Source organism: Streptomyces sp. NPDC039736 (genome assembly GCF_055596485.1).
Map to the genome: position 1 here is coordinate 237,011 of NZ_JBVIUQ010000006.1, position 17,040 is coordinate 254,050.

At 72.3% G+C, this 17,040-nt stretch carries 19 protein-coding genes; 10 read left to right on the plus strand and 9 right to left on the minus strand.

The window, feature by feature from the left end; all coding sequences use genetic code 11:
* Window positions 1–213: 213 nt before the first annotated feature.
* Both ACZ56L_RS20515 and ACZ56L_RS20520 read left to right on the plus strand, forming a co-directional pair.
* A complete protein-coding gene (locus tag ACZ56L_RS20515) occupies window positions 214–1,488 on the plus strand; it encodes a L,D-transpeptidase (RefSeq protein ID WP_345228748.1) in 1,275 nt (424 codons plus the stop codon).
* A 190-nt stretch (window positions 1,489–1,678) separates the two neighbouring features.
* The gene (locus tag ACZ56L_RS20520; protein ID WP_401756514.1) at window positions 1,679–2,029 is read left to right on the plus strand and encodes a DUF1330 domain-containing protein; all 351 of its coding nucleotides are present in this window, start codon (window positions 1,679–1,681) and stop codon (window positions 2,027–2,029) included.
* Window positions 2,030–2,036: 7 nt separating this feature from the next.
* On the opposite strand, the gene ACZ56L_RS20525 is transcribed toward ACZ56L_RS20520, so the two are convergent.
* Complete coding sequence (locus ACZ56L_RS20525; protein WP_345228746.1) at window positions 2,037–2,966, minus strand: TetR/AcrR family transcriptional regulator C-terminal domain-containing protein; 930 nt, start codon at window positions 2,964–2,966, stop codon at window positions 2,037–2,039.
* A gap of 181 nt (window positions 2,967–3,147) precedes the next feature.
* On the opposite strand from ACZ56L_RS20525, the gene ACZ56L_RS20530 reads away from it, so the two are divergent.
* The gene (locus ACZ56L_RS20530) at window positions 3,148–4,680 is read left to right on the plus strand and encodes an MFS transporter (RefSeq protein ID WP_471065454.1); all 1,533 of its coding nucleotides are present in this window, start codon (window positions 3,148–3,150) and stop codon (window positions 4,678–4,680) included.
* Between the two features lie 210 nt (window positions 4,681–4,890).
* A complete protein-coding gene (locus ACZ56L_RS20535; protein WP_468686264.1) occupies window positions 4,891–5,751 on the plus strand; it encodes a GNAT family N-acetyltransferase in 861 nt (286 codons plus the stop codon).
* A 40-nt stretch (window positions 5,752–5,791) separates the two neighbouring features.
* Here the strand turns inward: ACZ56L_RS20535 and ACZ56L_RS20540 are convergent, their stop codons facing one another.
* The 3 genes from ACZ56L_RS20540 to ACZ56L_RS20550 all read right to left on the minus strand — a co-directional run bounded on the left by ACZ56L_RS20540 (window position 5,792) and on the right by ACZ56L_RS20550 (window position 8,283).
* The gene (locus ACZ56L_RS20540) at window positions 5,792–6,376 is read right to left on the minus strand and encodes a DUF3885 domain-containing protein (RefSeq protein ID WP_345228743.1); all 585 of its coding nucleotides are present in this window, start codon (window positions 6,374–6,376) and stop codon (window positions 5,792–5,794) included.
* Window positions 6,373–7,038, minus strand: a complete 666-nt coding sequence (gene msrA, locus ACZ56L_RS20545; RefSeq protein ID WP_345228742.1) for a peptide-methionine (S)-S-oxide reductase MsrA — start codon at window positions 7,036–7,038, stop codon at window positions 6,373–6,375. Before msrA ends, ACZ56L_RS20540 begins: the two co-directional genes overlap by 4 nt.
* 138 nt (window positions 7,039–7,176) lie before the next feature.
* Window positions 7,177–8,283 carry a hypothetical protein gene (locus tag ACZ56L_RS20550; protein WP_468686263.1) on the minus strand — a complete coding sequence of 369 codons (1,107 nt, stop codon included), beginning with the start codon at window positions 8,281–8,283 and terminating at the stop codon, window positions 7,177–7,179.
* Window positions 8,284–8,413: 130 nt separating this feature from the next.
* Here ACZ56L_RS20550 and ACZ56L_RS20555 point away from each other — a divergent pair, with 130 nt between their 5' ends.
* On the plus strand, window positions 8,414–9,574 hold the full coding sequence (locus tag ACZ56L_RS20555; RefSeq protein WP_471065456.1) for a cystathionine gamma-synthase: 1,161 nt from the start codon (window positions 8,414–8,416) through the stop codon (window positions 9,572–9,574).
* A 19-nt stretch (window positions 9,575–9,593) separates the two neighbouring features.
* Here the strand turns inward: ACZ56L_RS20555 and ACZ56L_RS20560 are convergent, their stop codons facing one another.
* The 3 genes from ACZ56L_RS20560 to ACZ56L_RS20570 form a co-directional block, all read right to left on the minus strand.
* Window positions 9,594–9,848, minus strand: a complete 255-nt coding sequence (locus tag ACZ56L_RS20560) for a hypothetical protein (protein WP_345228739.1) — start codon at window positions 9,846–9,848, stop codon at window positions 9,594–9,596.
* A 70-nt stretch (window positions 9,849–9,918) separates the two neighbouring features.
* Complete coding sequence (locus tag ACZ56L_RS20565; RefSeq protein ID WP_345228738.1) at window positions 9,919–10,395, minus strand: sigma factor-like helix-turn-helix DNA-binding protein; 477 nt, start codon at window positions 10,393–10,395, stop codon at window positions 9,919–9,921.
* Between the two features lie 136 nt (window positions 10,396–10,531).
* Entirely contained in the window at window positions 10,532–11,047 is a 516-nt protein-coding gene (locus tag ACZ56L_RS20570) for a MarR family winged helix-turn-helix transcriptional regulator (protein WP_345228737.1), read from the minus strand.
* A gap of 187 nt (window positions 11,048–11,234) precedes the next feature.
* Here ACZ56L_RS20570 and ilvA point away from each other — a divergent pair, with 187 nt between their 5' ends.
* The 3 genes from ilvA (at window position 11,235) to ACZ56L_RS20585 (ending at window position 14,513) form a co-directional block, all read left to right on the plus strand.
* Window positions 11,235–12,464: a threonine ammonia-lyase gene (gene ilvA / locus ACZ56L_RS20575; RefSeq protein ID WP_345228736.1), complete on the plus strand. Its 1,230-nt coding sequence runs from the start codon at window positions 11,235–11,237 to the stop codon at window positions 12,462–12,464.
* Between the two features lie 214 nt (window positions 12,465–12,678).
* Window positions 12,679–13,650, plus strand: coding sequence for an ATP-binding cassette domain-containing protein (locus tag ACZ56L_RS20580; RefSeq protein WP_345228734.1), 972 nt, complete (start codon window positions 12,679–12,681; stop codon window positions 13,648–13,650).
* The gene (locus ACZ56L_RS20585) at window positions 13,647–14,513 is read left to right on the plus strand and encodes an ABC transporter permease (RefSeq protein WP_468686259.1); all 867 of its coding nucleotides are present in this window, start codon (window positions 13,647–13,649) and stop codon (window positions 14,511–14,513) included. Before ACZ56L_RS20580 ends, ACZ56L_RS20585 begins: the two co-directional genes overlap by 4 nt.
* Before the next feature lie 98 nt (window positions 14,514–14,611).
* Here the strand turns inward: ACZ56L_RS20585 and greA are convergent, their stop codons facing one another.
* Both greA and ACZ56L_RS20595 read right to left on the minus strand, forming a co-directional pair.
* On the minus strand, window positions 14,612–15,109 hold the full coding sequence (gene greA, locus ACZ56L_RS20590) for a transcription elongation factor GreA (protein ID WP_345228731.1): 498 nt from the start codon (window positions 15,107–15,109) through the stop codon (window positions 14,612–14,614).
* Window positions 15,110–15,286: 177 nt separating this feature from the next.
* On the minus strand, window positions 15,287–15,736 hold the full coding sequence (locus tag ACZ56L_RS20595) for a DUF4307 domain-containing protein (protein WP_471065460.1): 450 nt from the start codon (window positions 15,734–15,736) through the stop codon (window positions 15,287–15,289).
* Window positions 15,737–15,856: 120 nt separating this feature from the next.
* On the opposite strand from ACZ56L_RS20595, the gene mca reads away from it, so the two are divergent.
* Window positions 15,857–16,738 carry a mycothiol conjugate amidase Mca gene (gene mca, locus ACZ56L_RS20600; protein WP_471065462.1) on the plus strand — a complete coding sequence of 294 codons (882 nt, stop codon included), beginning with the start codon at window positions 15,857–15,859 and terminating at the stop codon, window positions 16,736–16,738.
* An 18-nt stretch (window positions 16,739–16,756) separates the two neighbouring features.
* On the plus strand, window positions 16,757–16,999 hold the full coding sequence (locus tag ACZ56L_RS20605) for a hypothetical protein (RefSeq protein ID WP_380837230.1): 243 nt from the start codon (window positions 16,757–16,759) through the stop codon (window positions 16,997–16,999).
* Window positions 17,000–17,040 lie beyond the last annotated feature (41 nt).

The following is a 17,040-nucleotide window of genomic DNA, read 5'->3' on the forward strand; positions in this document are numbered from 1 at the left end:
CGTAGCGTCGGCTGGGCGCGGGTCCTCGCCCGTGACTCCGACGAGTGGTGTTGCCCACATTTTGCCCAAAAGTGGAACGGCGGCGTCGGATTGTGGGTTGTAACAGCATTGGCAGGGGAAGTGCGCCCGGCGGGTTCCGGGTCCGGGGTCCGGGTCCGGGGTCCGGTGACCGCGCCCCGGCGGCGGCGGGGAATCCGCGGGGAGACAGCAACGATGGAGAAGCGTGTGATCACGAACAGCAAGCGGCGCAGGGGACTGGCGTACGCGTCCGCGCTGCTCGGCGGCGTGCTGGTGCTTTCGGGCTGCAGCGACGACGGCAAGGGCGACGGCGGGAAGAGCGACGCCGACGGGGCGAAGAAGTCGCAGGAGCAGTCCGACGCGGCAGCCGCCAAGGACACCTCCAAGGCCCGAATAGAGATCTCCCCCAAGTCGGGCGCCACCAACGTCGGCATCAACAACGACGCCAAGGTCACCGTCGCCGACGGCAAGCTCACCGAGGTCAAGCTGACCGACGCCGCGGGCAAGGAGGTCAAGGGCACCATCGCCGCCGACGGCACGAGCTGGAAGCCGGACACCCGCCTGGAGCGCGCCACGGTCTACAAGCTGAGCGCCACCGCCGTCGACGGCGACAACCGCAAGGCGCACGAGAACCGCTCCTTCACCACGGTCTCGCCCAAGAACAGCTTCATCGGCAACTTCACGCCCGAGGACGGCTCCAAGGTCGGCGTGGGCATGCCGGTCTCGATCCGCTTCGACAAGGCGATCACGAACAAGAAGGCCGTGCAGGCGGGCATCGAGGTCACCTCCAGCAGCGGCCAGGAGGTCGTCGGCCACTGGTTCGACGCCCAGCGCCTCGACTTCCGTCCCCAGGACTACTGGAAGGGCGGCTCCGAGGTCACCATGAAGCTCAAGCTGGACGGCGTCGAGGGCGCCGACGGCGTGCTGGGCGTGCAGGACAAGACGGTGAAGTTCACCGTGGGCCGCAACCAGGTCTCCACCGTCGACGTCAAGACCAAGAAGATGACCGTCACCCAGGACGGCAAGGTCGTCAGGACCATCCCGATCTCGGCCGGCTCGCCGGACAACCCCACGTACAACGGCAAGATGGTGATCTCCGAGAAGTTCAAGGAGACCCGCATGGACGGTGCGACGGTCGGCTTCACGGACGACGACGGCAAGGGCGAGTACGACATCAAGGACGTCCCGCACGCCATGCGGCTGTCCACCTCGGGCACCTTCATCCACGGCAACTACTGGGGCGCCAAGTCGATCTTCGGCGGCGCCAACACCAGCCACGGCTGCGTGGGCCTGAGCGACACCCAGGGCGCGGACGACCCGAACACGCCGGGCGCGTGGTTCTTCAACAACTCGATGGTCGGCGACGTCGTCATCGTGAAGAACTCCCCGGACAAGACCATCAAGCCGGACAACGGCCTCAACGGCTGGAACCTGGACTGGGCGGCCTGGAAGGCGGGCTCGGAGGTCTGATCCTCCCCGGCTCCGTCTCTCGTACGAGGGCGGGTGCACCCTTCGCGAAAGGGCGCGCCCGCCCTTTCGCGCACCCGGGCCATTACCCCGTACGTCATCGACCCCGCCCGCCCCCCTGCGGCAGGATGCGACTCACCAAACCGACGCCGGAGTTCGCACCCCCGGCCGACCCCCTCGGAGGGAACGAGACATGACCGCCTACGCCATCGCCCACATCGGTCCCGGCCCGGTCAACGACGACGTCCTCACCTACGTCGAGCGCATGCAGGGCACCCTCGACCCCTTCGGCGGGCGCTTCCTCGTCCACTTCGCGGAGCACGAGGTGCTGGAGGGCTCCTGGCACGGCGCACCCGTCCTGATCGCCTTCCCCGACCTCCCGTCGGCCCGCGACTGGTACGCGTCCCCCGCCTACCAGGAGATCGTCCCGCTGCGCACCAAGCACCTCCCCGGCGACATCATCCTGGTCGACGGCGTCCCGGAGGGCTACGACCCCTCCCGCACCGCGGCCGACCTGCGCTCGGCGCAGGCGCAGCAGGACTGATGCATGCTCAGTTCCCGCCCTCCCGGCGGGAGATGAGCACCGCCACCCCGTCCAGGATCCGCTCCACCCCGAACGCGAACAGGCTCTCCAGGTTCAGCTCGAACCCGTCCGCGGCGAAGTACGACCCCAGGACCGGATAGCCCTCCGCCGCCCGCACCTCCTCCGCGCGCGGCTCCTGCGCCGCCATCCACTCCTCCGGCGACATCCCGGTGTCCTGCCGGGCCCTGTTCTCCAGCTCCAGGGTCCCGGCCAGGCCCTGGACGTGCCCGAACAGGGTGAGGTGGACGTGCATCATCTCGGTCGGCGTCAGCCCCTGCCCGCTCAGCGCGTGCAGCACCCACTCCGTGTACCGCATCGCGTGCGGGGCGGCCTGCGGGCGGGTGAGGGCGGCCATGGCCTGCGCCATCCACGGGTGCCGGACGTACATCCGCCACAACCACCGTGCGGCGTGCGTGAGCCGGGGCCGCCACCCGTTCAGGCCGGGGGAGCCGAGCGGCCGCTCCGCGAACACCTCCTCCGACATCAGGTGCACCAGCTCGGCCTTCCCGGGCACGTGCCGGTACAGGGCCATCGTGGAGGTGCCCAGTTCGGTGGCGACCCGGCGCATGGTGAGCATGGCGAGCCCCTCCGCGTCGGCCAGGACCACGGCGGTGCGCACGATCCGCTCCCGGGTGAGCGCACCCGGCGCGGCGGCGTGCGCGGGCCGCGCCGCGGACGCCGGGGAGGCCACGACCGTGCCCACGCCGGGGACCGCCCGGACGAGGCCCTCCTGGGCGAGGGCCGCCAGCGCCCGGCTCGCGGTGGCCATCGCGACGCCCCACTCGCGGGTGATCTCCCGGGTGGAGGGCACCCGGTCGCCGGGGGAGAGGTCCCCGGAGGAGATGCGCCGGCGGATCGCGGCGGCGATGCGGGCGGAGGGCGTCGACTCACGGCTCATGCCCTCACCGTACTAGTGCACCGCACTAGTGCACCCGCCCCGTGCGAGGGGCCCTGACCGGCTCACGGTCGGGGTGCACTAGGTCACCGATTGCCGGGCGGTTCCCGGGCTGCTTACGTCGTACGCACACCGTCCGCGTACGACGTACAGACACCCCCCGTCACACCTCTCGGGAGCCGCCATGCCCACCACCGCACCCCCGCCCGCCCCGCCCGCCCCCCTTGCGGGCCGCCGCGAATGGACCGCCCTCGGCGTGCTGATGCTGCCCCTGCTCCTGGTCTCGATGGACGTCTCCGTCCTCTACTTCGCGATCCCCTTCATCGGCCGCGACCTCGGCCCGAGCGCCACGCAGCAGCTCTGGATCCTGGACGTGTACGGGTTCGTGCTCGCCGGCCTGCTCATCACCATGGGCGCGCTCGGCGACCGCATCGGGCGGCGCAGGCTGCTCCTGTGCGGCGCGGCGGCCTTCGGGGCGGCCTCGGCGGCCGCCGCGTACGCCACGACGCCCGAAGCACTCATCGCGGTACGGGCGTTGCTCGGCATCGGCGGCGCGACCCTGATGCCCTCCACGCTCGCCCTCATCCGCAACCTCTTCCGCGACGCGCGTCAGCGGGCCAGGGCGATCACGGTGTGGACGGGCGTCCTGACGGCCGGTCTCTCGCTCGGCCCGGTCGTCAGCGGCCTGCTCCTCGAACACTTCTGGTGGGGTTCGGTCTTCCTGATCAACCTGCCCGCCATGCTCGTCCTGCTGGCCGTCGGGCCCTTCCTCCTCCCCGAGTTCAAGACCCCCGCCAAGGGCCGCTTCGACCTGGCGAGCGCGGCGCTCTCCCTGGCCGCGGTGCTCCCCGTGATCCACGGCATCAAGGAACTCGCCAAGAACGGGCCCGAGTTGTTCCCCCTCCTCACCGTCGCGGCGGGCCTGGCACTCGGCCTCCTCTTCCTGCGCAGGCAGCGCGGCCTCGCCTCCCCGATGATCGACCTGCCGCTGCTCCGGGAGCGGACGTTCGGCGGGGCGATGCTCGCGAACGTCATCGCGATGTTCGCCACGGTCGGCTTCGCGGTCTTCTTCACCCAGTACCTCCAGTCGGTGCGCGGCATGAGCCCCCTCGAAGCAGCCCTGTGGAGCCTGGTCCCGTCCGCCGTCGTGCCCGTCCTGGCCCCGCTGGGCGCGGCGCTCGCCGCACGGGTGGACCGGGCGTACGTCATGACCGGCGGTTTCCTGCTGGCCGCCGGGGGCTTCCTCTGGCTCACCCGGGTGTCCGCGGACTCCGCCCTCTGGTACGTCCTGACCGGCTGCGCGCTGTACGTCGGCGGAATCGTCGTCGCGATGACGCTGGCCAACGAGATGGCCCTCGGCGCGGCTCCGCCCGAGCGGGCGGGGTCGGCGGCGGCGGTCCTGGAGTCCGGCACGGAGTTCGGGGGCGCGCTGGGGATGGCCGTCCTGGGCAGCATCGGGGCGGCGGTCTACACGCGGGGCATGGCCGACTTCGCCCCCGGTCCGGTGCGCGAGACCCTGGGCGGCGCGCTGGCCTCGGCGGCCCGCCTGCCGGCCTCCGCCGGGGAGCCCCTCGTCCTGGCCGCCCGTACCGCCTTCACCGACGGGCTCAACCTGGCGGCGCTGGGGGCGGCGGGGGTGATGCTGGGGGCGGCGTTCTTCTCCTGGGGGGTCCTGCGCCGGCGGCCGTCGGACGCGCCGGTCGGGGCGGAGGTCTGAGAGGTTCGCACCCCGGCCTCCGCGTGGTTCCCGTACGGGGGTGTGGCCGGTCCCGGTCCCGGTCCCGTACGGGTGCGGCGCGGCCGGCCGCGCGGTTCCCCGCACCCCTGACGGCGTGCCCTTCGGGCAGCCGTCCCCGCAGCCCGAATCGCCCGCCCCCCTCCTGGGCAGTGATCTCCTGCCCATGACCCCCCGGCCGAGGAGCGCCGCATGACCCCGAACCCGCCCGAGACCACCATCGGCGTCGCCGCCGTGCAGGACCTGCACACCACCCGTTCCTGGGCGCAGGCCGAAGGCTGGAATCCCGGACGCGGTGATCTCCTGCCCTTCTTCGCCGCCGACCCGCACGGCTTCCTGATCGCCCGCCGCCCCGGCGACCCCACCCCGGTCTCCAGCATCTCGGTGGTCCGCTACGGCACCGACCACGCCTTCCTCGGCCTCTACCTGGCCCGCCCCGACGTACGCGGGCAGGGGTACGGCATCCAGGTCTGGAACGCCGGCATGGCCCGCGTCGCCGGCCGCACCGTGGGCCTCGACGGCGTCGTCGCCCAGCAGGCCAACTACCGCAAATCCGGGTTCGCTTCGGCCTGGACCAACACCCGCTACGAGGGCACCTTGAACACCGACCCGGTCCCCGCCCCGCCCGGCGTCGTCCTCACCGACGCCACCGCCCTGCCCTTCGCCCTGCTCGCCGCCTACGACCGCCGCTTCTTCCCCACGGCCCGCGACACCTTCCTCGCGGCCTGGCTCACCGCCCCGCACCGCGCCTCGCTCGCCGCCGTCCAGGACGGCCGCGTCGTCGGGCTCGCCGTCCGCCGCGCCTGCGTCACGGGCTCCCGCATCGGCCCCTGCTACGCCGACACCCCCGCCGTCGCCGCCAGCCTCCTCACCCACCTGGCCACGGAAACCCCCATCGCCCTGGACGTCCCCGACACCAACCCCGCCGCCGTCCACCTGGCCGAACAACTCGCCCTGACCCCGACCTTCGAGACCTCCCGCATGTACACGGCCGCCCCGCCCCGGCTCGACCACCCCGCCCTCTACGGCATCTCGACGCTCGAACTGGGCTGAGCGGTGCGCCCTCCGGCGCCGTACGGGCGGACGCGCGGGGTCAGCACCCCGAGGGGTGGGTGGACAGCCACGCGGAATGGCGGGAGCGCAGGGCATCGCGTTCCGCGGAGGTGGTGAGGACGACGTCGGCCCCGCCGTCGTAGGGGTGGTGGATGCGGCGGAGATCCGGGTCCGTGAGGAACACCTCGACGAGTGCCTCGTCCGCGACGGCCCGCAGCAGCGCGTCCACGCACCCGCGTTCCCACCCGCGCCGGTCGGCGTACAGGCGGGTGTGGGTGTGGAACTCGGGGTCGGGGTCGTCCAGGTCGGACTCGGTCCACCAGCGGACGCCGCCGGGATGGAGTTCCCGCCGGGGCGACGGCCGGCCGGCGGGGCCGTCCGGGGTGGACGACCAGTCCATGGTCACCACGAGCACGTCCCCGCCCGCGAAGAGCGCGTCCAGCACGGTGTTGTACCGGTCGAGCACAATCGCGTACTCGGCCTCCGTGGCCGGGTGGCGCTTCGATTCCGGAAGGCTGTGGAAGCGCACCCACCGGTCCGGATACGCCGTACGGAAGGTGTGGGCGACCGGCGGGCCCGCCGGTCGCCGCTCCCGCCACAGCGCGGCGAGCGCCTCCGGTGTCACCGCTCTCCGGCCGGGGCCACCCCGATCGGGCAGGAGACGCCCGTGCCGCCGATTCCGCAGTAGCCCGCCGGGTTCTTGTCCAGGTACTGCTGGTGGTACGGCTCGGCCGGCCAGAAGGGGTTGTCGGCGGCGGGGAGGATCTCGGTGGTGATCCTCCCGAAGCCGTTGCCCGTCAGGACCTCCTGGTAGGCGGCCCGGGACGCCTCCGCCTCGGCGAGGTGGGCGGGGGAGTGCGGGTAGATCGCCGAGCGGTACTGGGTGCCCACATCGTTGCCCTGGCGGAAGCCCTGGGTGGGGTTGTGGGACTCCCAGAAGAGCTTCAGGAGGGCGGCGTAGGAGACGACGGAGGGGTCGAAGACCACCCGGACGACCTCCGTGTGGCCGGTCAGGCCGGAGCAGACCTCCTCGTAGGCGGGGTGGGGGGTCGAGCCGCCCTGGTAACCGGCCAGGGTCGTCCACACGCCCGGGGTCTGCCAGAACTTCCGCTCCGCGCCCCAGAAACAGCCCAGGCCGAAGTCGGCGGTCTCGAAGCCGTCCGGGTAGGGGCCCAGGAGCGGGTTGCCGAGCACCGTGTGGCGGGAGGGGACCTCGAATTCGGGGGTGGTGCGGCCCTTGAGGGCCTGCTCGGGGGTGGGGAGCTGCGGCGTACGGCCGAAGAGCATGGTTCCTCCTGGAGCGGGGGTGGGGCGATCCGTACAACAGGGGAGGGGCGGCCCGGATTCCCGGCCGCCCCTCGGACGGGAGCCACGGGCCCGGGGGGAAGCCACGGGCCCGGACGGGGACCACGGGCCCGGGGAGCGTCACGGGCGCAGTGTCGCCGGGCTGCCGCCGTTGGACTCGTAGCCCGCCACCGCCAGATTGCGGTGCAGGGTGTAGTCGGCCGCCGGGTCCGGGCTGTGGGTCCAGGGGAGCGCCCCCACGTAGCCGTCGACCGCCGCGATCTGCCGGACCGCCTCCGCCCAGCGCTCCGAGCGGACCAGGAAGAGGATCAGCAGGTGGCGCACGTGCGCCAGCATCGGGTCGTCCGGACGGGCCGCGTGCACCGCGAACAGGGCGCCCTCGACGGCCCGGGTCACCACCGCGCTCCGGTAGAAGCTGTTGACCACGATCACCTCGGGGAGGTGGTCGTAGACGGAGAAGAGGGGGAGCGCGGCCAGCAGCGAGCCCTGGGGGGCGCGGGAGGCGGCCATGGTGGCGAAGGAGTCCGACTCGGCGCGCGAACCGTGCCACTTCTCCGAGAGGTAGTGCAGGGCGACCAGGTGCGCCCCCAGATGCGTCGGTGCGCGGTCGATCACTTTCGCCCAGAGCCGGTCGAACTCCGGCCGGGGATAGGCGAGTCCGCGCGCGATGGACAGTTCGACGATGTACGGGACCGGGTCGCCCGGCGACAGGAGGGCGGCCTGCGCGCACAGGTCACGGGACTCCTCCAGGATGATCCGCCAGTCGTCCTTGTCCGCCGAGGACGAGCGCCATGCCTGCTGCACCAAGAATTCTGCGTGAACTTGTGCGCCGCCCGCGTCCTTGGGGGACTCGGCGCGCCAGTCGCGCAGCCAGCGGCCGCCCTCGCCGGGGCGCTGGGCCAGTTCCAGGGACGCGGCGCCCGCGAAGGCCTGCACCCGCTGCCAGCGCACCTCGCCCTCCTTCGGCGTCCCGGCCAGCAACTGCTGCGCCGCCCGCCAGTCCTGCGTGCGCTGCACCACGTCGAGGACGTCCAGCAGGTCCTGGTCCGGGCCCGGCAGCCGTACGTCCAGGGCCTCCTGCCGCACGAAGCCGTACTCCTGCGGATCGGCCGCGTCGGGCGAACCGGGCGCGGCCAGCCGGATGCCGCCGCTCCTGCGGCGCAGCAGCAGGGGGCCGAGGGCGGCGAAGAGCACGAGCACCGCGATCAGGAACCAGAGAATGTCCATACCGACATTGTCCCCGGACCCGGCGCGGGCGTTTCGGACAGCCGTCGCGGGCCTCCGCGGGCGGCCGATTCCGCGACGCCGTCGCGCACAGCGGACACGGGTGACCGGTGGGAGAACTACCCTCGGCCCCATGACTGATGAGCAGAGCCGCACCGTGCGCGCCTTCGAGACCCTCGCCATCCACGCCGGCAACACCGCCGACCCGCTGACCGGCGCCGTCGTGCCGCCGATCTACCAGGTGTCGACGTACAAGCAGGACGGGGTGGGCGGCCTGCGCGGCGGCTACGAGTACAGCCGCAGCGCCAACCCGACCCGCACCGCCCTGGAGGAGAACCTCGCCGCTCTGGAGGGCGGCCGGCGCGGGCTCGCCTTCGCGTCCGGGCTCGCCGCCGAGGACTGCCTGCTGCGCACGCTCCTGTCGCCCGGCGACCACGTCGTCATCCCGAACGACGCGTACGGCGGCACCTTCCGCCTCTTCGCCAAGGTCGTCTCGCGCTGGGGCGTGGAGTGGTCGGTCGCCGACACCTCCGACCCGGCGGCGGTACGGGCCGCGCTCACGCCCCGTACGAAGGCGGTGTGGGTCGAGACGCCCTCCAACCCGCTGCTCGGGATCACCGACATCGCGGCCGTCGCCGACGTCGCGCACACGGCGGGCGCCAGGCTCGTCGTCGACAACACCTTCGCCAGCCCCTACCTCCAGCAGCCGATCGCGCTGGGCGCGGACGTCGTCGTGCACTCGACGACCAAGTACATGGGCGGTCACTCGGACGTCGTCGGCGGGGCCCTGGTCACCAACGACGCCGGAATCGCCGAGGAGCTGGCCTTCCACCAGAACGCGATGGGCGCCGTCGCCGGGCCCTTCGACGCCTGGCTGGTGCTGCGCGGCATCAAGACCCTCGCCGTCCGCATGGACCGGCACAGCGAGAACGCGACGCGCGTCGCCGACATGCTGAGCGCCCACCCCGAGGTCACCCAGGTCCTCTACCCGGGGCTGCCCGAGCACGCCGGGCACGAGGTCGCCGCCAAGCAGATGAAGGCGTTCGGCGGCATGGTCTCCTTCCGGGTCCGGGGCGGCGAGGAGGCCGCGGTGCGGGTCTGCGACCGGGCGCGGCTGTTCACCCTCGGCGAGTCCCTCGGCGGCGTCGAGTCGCTGATCGAGCACCCCGGGCGCATGACGCACGCCTCGGTGGCCGGGTCCGCGCTGGAGGTGCCCGCCGACCTGGTGCGGCTGTCCGTCGGCATCGAGTCCGGCGACGACCTGCTCGCGGACCTGAAGCAGGCCCTGGGCTAGGACCGCGGCGGGAACCGGGTCAGAGCCCCTCCACCGGCGGCGTGACGTCCGCCGGTGGAGCCTGCCACGGGTGCGCCACCGACGCCCACACCAGGAACACGATCACCGCGACCGTCGCGACCGCCCACCCCGCCCGCCGCAGCGCCCGGCGCCGCCGCAGGTCGCGCGTGCCGCGCTCGGTGGCCCGCAGGAGCAGGTCCGACGGCACGACCGGACGCGCGGCCTGCTCCAGGGCGAGACGGGCCGCGTCGTCCTTGCGCCGTTGCAGGCTCACGACGCCACCGCCCGGCCCGTGTCCGCACCCCGCGCCGCCCGATCCATGCCCGCACCCCGCGCCGCCCGGCTCATGACGCCACGGCCGCACGCGAGGGCGGTGCCGGCGCCCGGCGCAGTTCGTCGACGTGCGAGACCGCGCGGGCGCAGATCGCCCGCACCCGCTGCACCGGCAGCCCCAGCAGCGCCGCCGTCTGCTCCTCCGGCACCCCCTCGTACATCCGCAGCACCAGCACCAGGCGCTCCTGCGGCGTCAGCGCCGCCAGCAGGCCGCCCCGCCGCCTGCGGTGGTGCCAGGAGGTGCGGGCGAACCGGGCCGCCAGCTCCTGCCGGGTGCGGTCGTACGGGTCCTCCCCGCGCAGGAACTCCCAGCGGGCGTACGCACTGGCCAGCGCCGCGACGAGGAGGCGCTGGGCACGGGGGTTGGCGTCGGCGGGCTCGGCCGTCAGCAGCGTCGAGACATGCAGCAGCCGGCCTGCGGCGCCCGCCACGAAGGCTTCGAACTCCCTTGCGCGGCACCGCTGTTGACCTGCATCGCGCTTGTCCACCGTTCCTCCCCGGCCGGCTCCTCCTGCTCATATGAAGCCAGGCGGGGGGACAGGTCAAGAGGCGGGCGCGGCGAGTGCGTGACGACCCGTCAGGGGCCCTGCCGGAGCGGCGGCGCGGGCCCCTTCCCGGGCCGGGTCAGGAGGCCGTCGGCACGTCGCCCGAAGCGTCGCCCGAGGCCGCCGTCTGGCGGGCCGAGAGCGCCGAGTTGAAACGGGTCAGCAGCGTGGTGAACGCCTCCCGCTCGTCCTCGCTCCAGCCGTCCGTGACCTGCGCCATCAGCTCGCGCCGCGAGGAGCGCACCTCGTCCAGGCGTGCCTGGCCGCGCGGCGAGAGCTGGAGCACGACCGCACGGCCGTCCTCGGGGTGCGAGGTGCGCTTGACCAGGCCGGTGTCGACGAGCGGGGCGACCTGGCGGGTCACCGTCGAAGAGTCGATGCCCATGCCCGCGGCGAGCGCCTTGACGCCCATCGGACCCTCCTGATCGAGGCGGTTGAGCAGCAGGTAGGCCGCGCGGTCCATCGAGTTGCGGACCTGGCCGACGCCGCCGAGGCGGGTCTGTTCCGCACGGCGGGCGAAGACGGCCACCTGGTGCTGAAGGGCATCGAGGAGACCGGCGGCGGGGTCGGTCGTCATGTCCTGGGGAGGGGGCATGGCTCGGGCTCTCTTCGTGCGGTGGTCGGGTTGGTGGGGCAAGGGTACGCGGGTGCGGGCACACGCGTACCGGCGCTGCGCAAACCTGTGGACGACGGACCCTGCGAACGGGTCCCGGCGCAGGTCACCGGGGCTGCCCCTGAGACGGTCCGGCACCCGCCCCCGCCGGGCTGCCAGACTGGCCGCCATGAGTTTCCGCACGCCCGAAAACGCCCGCAGCCTGATCCTCGACGATGTGCGCGGTGCGCAGAAGATGCTCTCCGGGGTGGCCCGCTGCACCCCGCTGGAGGGCAGCCGGCACCTCACGCGCCTGGTGGGCGCCCCCGTCCACCTCAAGTGCGAGAACCTCCAGCGCACCGGCTCCTTCAAGCTGCGCGGCGCCTACATCCGCATCGCGGGCCTGCGTCCCGAGGAGCGCGCCGCCGGAGTGGTGGCCGCCAGCGCCGGCAACCACGCCCAGGGCGTGGCGCTCGCCTCCTCCCTGCTCGGCGTGCGGTCCACCGTCTTCATGCCGGTCGGCGCACCGCTGCCGAAGGTGGCGGCCACCCGGGAGTACGGCGCGGAGGTGCGGCTGCACGGGCAGGTGGTGGACGAGACGCTCGCCGCGGCGCAGGAGTACGCGCGCGACACCGGCGCGGTCTTCATCCACCCCTTCGACCACCCCGACGTCATCGCGGGCCAGGGCACGGTGGGCCTGGAGATCCTGGAGCAGTGCCCGGAGGTGCGGACGATCGTGGTCGGGGTCGGCGGCGGCGGCCTCGCGGCGGGCATCGCGGTCGCGGTGAAGGCGCTGCGCCCCGACGTGCGGATCGTCGGCGTGCAGGCGGCGGGCGCGGCCTGCTATCCGCCGTCGCTGGCCGCCGGACGTCCCGTCTCCCTCGCCGCGCTCCAGACGATGGCCGACGGGATCAAGGTCGGCCGGCCGGGCGACGTGCCGTTCGCCATCGTCGACGAGCTGGTGGACGAGGTGCGCACGGTCTCCGAGGACGAGCTGTCCAGCGCGCTGCTGCTGTGCCTGGAGCGGGCCAAGCTGGTCGTGGAGCCCGCCGGGGCGAGCCCGGTGGCGGCGCTGCTGAGCCGGCCGGAGTCCTTCGCGGGACCGGTCGTCGCCGTGCTGTCGGGCGGCAACGTGGACCCGTTGCTCATGCAGCGCACCCTGCGGCACGGCATGGCCGCGGCGGGCCGGTACCTGTCCCTGCGGCTGCGGCTGACGGACCGGCCGGGGGCGCTCGCGCAGCTTCTCGGGACGTTGTCGGTGCTGGACGCCAACGTGGTCGACGTGGGGCACACCCGGGCCGGTCCGCAGCTCGGACTCACCGAGGTGGAGGTGGAGTTGCAACTGGAGACGAAGGGCCCGAAGCACTGCGCCGAGGTGCGGGAGGCGCTCCGAGACGCGGGGTACGCGGTCGTCCCGTAGGCCGGGGGAGGGCCTTCGCGGCGATGCGGGGACGGGTACCCGGAAAACCTTCCCCGGACGCGATGTATCGCGTTATGGTGTGTCTCGCGCTCCAGCCGTGCCGGGCGGCCCGACGGCTCCCGTCGGGCCGCCCCCTCGGCACTCGCCGGGCGGTGCGTGCCCGGCAAACCTAAAATTTCGCGCAGGAACCACCCACACAACTGGGGGACCCCTTATGCCAGGAGCCATCCACGCCGAGGGTCTGGTCAAGACCTTCGGCGACGTGAAAGCCCTGGGAGGCGTCGATCTCGACGTCCCCGAAGGCACCGTCCTCGGCCTCCTCGGGCCCAACGGGGCGGGCAAGACCACGGCCGTCCGCGTCCTGACCACCCTGCTCCGGCCCGACAGCGGCAAGGCCTTCGTCGCCGGGATCGACGTCCTCAAGCACCCCAACGAAGTACGGCGCTCGATCGGCCTGTCCGGCCAGTTCGCCGCCGTCGACGAGTACCTCACCGGCCGCGAGAACCTCCAGATGGTCGGCCGCCTCTACCAGATGTCCAAGAAGGCCTCCAAGGCCCGCGCGGACGAGCTCCTGGAGCGCTTCAACCTCGCCGAGGCCGCCGACCGCACGGCCAAGACGTACTCCGGCGGAATGCGCCGCCGGCTCGACCTCGCGGCGGCCCTGGTGGTCTCCCCGCCGGTGATGTTCATGGACGAGCCCACCACCGGCCTCGACCCCCGCAACCGCCAGCAACTCTGGGAGGTCATCAAGGAGTTGGTCTCCGGCGGCACCACCCTCCTGCTCACCACCCAGTACCTGGAGGAGGCCGACCACCTCGCCCACGACATCTGCGTCATCGACCACGGCAAGGTCATCGCACGCGGTACCTCGGACCAGCTCAAGGCCCGCACGGGCGGCGAGCGCATCGAGGTCGTCGTCCACGAGCGCGAGCACATCGCCGTCGCCGAGGAGGTCCTGCGGGGCTTCGGCAAGGGCGGCACCAAGGTCGAACACCACACCCGCAAGCTGACCGTCCCGGTCACCGGCGGCGCGAAGCTCCTCGCGGAGGTCATCCGCGAACTGGACGCGCGCGGCGTCGAGATCGACGACATCGGCCTGCGCCGCCCGACGCTGGACGACGTGTTCATCTCGCTGACCGGGCACGCGGCGGAGGCCGACGAGACGGAGGAGGTGGCGGCCGCATGAGCACGGACACCCTGGCGGCGTCCAAGTCGCTCGCGCCGGTTCCCAAGGGCGGTCTGGTGCAGTCGGTCACCGACTCGCTGACCATCGCCAAGCGCAATCTGATCCGCATGTCCCGGATACCGGAAATGATCCTCTTCGGGATCATCCAGCCGGTGATGTTCGTGGTGCTGTTCACGTACGTGTTCGGCGGCTCGATGAGCGTGGGCGGCTCCACCGACCCCGCCGTCTACAAGAACTTCCTGATGGCGGGCATCTTCGCGCAGACGGTCACCTTCGCCACCGCGGGCTCGGCGGCCGGCATCGCCGACGACATGCAGAAGGGCCTCGTCGACCGCTTCCGGTCGTTGCCCATGGCCCGCGGCGCGGTCCTCACCGGCCGCACCGTCGCCGACCTCGTGCAGACCTGCATCACGCTGGCCGTGCTCGCGGCCGTCGCCCTGCTCGTCGGCTGGCGCACCGGGTCGCACGCGCCGACCAACATCGGCAAGGTGCTGGCCGCGTTCGGCCTGCTCCTGCTCCTGGGGTACGCGTTCACCTGGATCGGCGCGCTCATCGGCCTGTCCGTGCGCACCCCGGAGGCCGCCACCTCGGGCGGCATCATCTGGCTCTTCCCGGTCACCTTCGTCTCGAACGCCTTCGTCGACACGAGCATGATGACGCCGTGGCTGCGGCACGTCGCCGACTGGAACCCGTTCAGCGCCATCGTGCAGGCCTGCCGGGAACTCTTCGGCAATCCGGGCGTCTCCCCGTCGACCGCCTGGCCGATGCAGCACCCCGTGTGGGCCTCGCTGCTCTGGGCCCTGCTGATCATCGTGGTCTTCCGCACGCTCGCGGTGCGCAAGTACCGCAAGGCCGCGGTCTAGCCGCCGCACACGCCGAGGGCCCCCGGCGCGCGCAGTGGCGCGTGCCGGGGGCCCTCGTCGTCGGCGTACGAGTGCCGCAGACGTACGGGACCGGTGGCTCAGCCCTGGTAGGGCGTCGCCTCCAGAATCCGGACCATGGCCTTCTTGCCGTTCGGCAGCTCGTACTCGGCGTCCTCGCCGACCTTCTTGCCGGTCACGCCCGCGCCCAGCGGGGACTGCGGCGAGAACGTCTCGATGTCGGAGGACGGGTACTCGCGGGAGGCGAGCAGGAAGGTCAGCGTGTCGCTCTCGTCACCGTCGAAGGCGATCTTCACGACCATGCCGGGGCCGGCCTCGCCGCTGGACGCGGTGGCCTCGCCGACCTGGGCGCGCTCCAGGAGCTGCTTGAGCTGGCGGATGCGGAGCTCCTGCTTGCCCTGCTCCTCCTTGGCCGCGTGGTATCCGCCGTTCTCCCGGAGGTCGCCCTCCTCGCGGGCAGCCGCGATCTTCTGGGTGACCTCGGCGCGCGCGGGACCCGACAGGTACTCCAGCTCTTCCACGAGCTTGTTGTACGACTCCTGGGTCAGCCAGGTGACGTCGTCGCTGGTCTGGGTCACAGGTGCTCCTCGAAGTTACGGATAACAAAGCATCGCCCTGACCGCGGAGGACGTGCCTCCACGGGCGGGCGAAACCACGAGCCTAACAATTCGATGCCCCGGAGGGGAGAACCAAAACCGTCACGACTGCGTCAACGCAGGTCAGAGACGTATGGTCGGTGGAAGCGGGGGGCGGGTCTACTGCCCGTCCGCGGTGCAGCCCACCAGTTCCGCGCTGGTGGCCTTGGACGTCGTGCGGATCGGGTAGATCTCGTCGATCCGGGTCTGCCCCCGCTGGTCCACGCGCACGTCCTTGCGCCCGACCTCGGCCCCGCTCTCGGCGATGGCCCGCACCGTGCAGGTGCCGGTGGCGTCGGCGTCCTTGCGGATCTCCAGGTGCACCCTGACCTCGGTCTGCGAGGACCTCGGGTCGAACTTGATCATCTCGGCGCTGATCACCTGCCGGGAGATGTACCCGTACCCGATCCAGCCGATCAGCAGGAGCAGCAGCACCCCGAGCACCGAGCCGATGATCTTCAGCTTGCGGTCCGCGCGGTCGTCGGCGGAGCGGCCGTAGCGTCCCTCGGGAGCACCGGAAGGGGGCCCGGCGGGGGTCCCGCCGGAAGCTCCGTCACGTACCGCGTTCATGCTGTGGTCCTCCGGCTGCGCAGGGGTCAGGAATATTTCCCGCCCCCGGTTCGGTCACTATAAGAGCCGCACACGGCGCCACGGACACCGAGGGCGCCCGGATCACCGAGGATCGAGATCTTGACTGAGCAGCTGCGCTTGATGGCCGTGCACGCCCACCCCGACGACGAGTCGAGCAAGGGTGCGGCCACCATGGCGAAGTACGTGTCCCAGGGGGTGGACGTCCATGTCGTGACCTGCACGGGCGGCGAACGGGGCTCCATCCTCAATCCGAAGCTCCAGGGCGACTCGTACATCGAGGAGCACATCCACGAGGTCCGTGCCCGCGAGATGGACGAGGCCCGCGAGATCCTCGGCGTCAAGCAGGAGTGGCTCGGCTTCGTCGACTCCGGTCTGCCCGAGGGCGACCCGCTGCCCCCGCTGCCGGAGGGCTGCTTCGCCCTGGAGGACGTCACCGAGGCGGCCGGCCGTCTGGTGAAGTCGATCCGCGCCTTCCGGCCGCAGGTCATCACGACGTACGACGAGAACGGCGGCTACCCGCACCCCGACCACATCATGACCCACAAGATCACGACGGTGGCCTTCGACGGCGCGGGCGACCCGGCGGCCTTCCCCGAGGAGGAGTTCGGCCCGGTCTGGCAGCCCCTGAAGCTCTACTACAACCAGAGCTTCAACAAGCCGCGCACGGTCGCCCTGCACGAGGCGCTGCTCGCCCGGGACCTGGAGTCGCCGTACGGGGACTGGCTGAAGCGCTGGGACGAGTCCGAGCGCGAGGAGCGCAACCTGACCACCTTCGTGCCCGCCTCCGACTTCTTCGAGATCCGCGACAAGGCGCTGCTCGCGCACGCCACGCAGATCGACCCGGACGGCGGCTGGTTCCGCATTCCGATGGAGATCCAGAAGGAGGTCTGGCCGACCGAGGACTACGAGCTGGCGAAGGCCCTGGTCCCCACCTCCCTCCCCGAGAGCGACCTCTTCGCGGGCATCCGCGACAATGGCTGAGTGAACGTTTCTCAGGCAATGACTCAGTTCGTGCCGCTCGCCGCCGACACCTTCGACAAGAACAAGGTGACGCCGGGAATCCTCGGCTTCCTCGTGTTCGCGGCGCTGGCGGTCGGAGTGTGGGCGCTGATGAAGTCGATGAACCGGCACATGGGCAAGGTCTCCTTCGAGGAGGCCCCGGACCCGGACGCGCCCGCCCGGACCTCCGAGAAGGACCCGGCGGCGCCCCTCGCCGAGGACTCCGCCGCGCGGCGCGAGTAGTCCGCCCGGACGGGCGGCGGGGGCGCGGAGTCCGGCCGTGG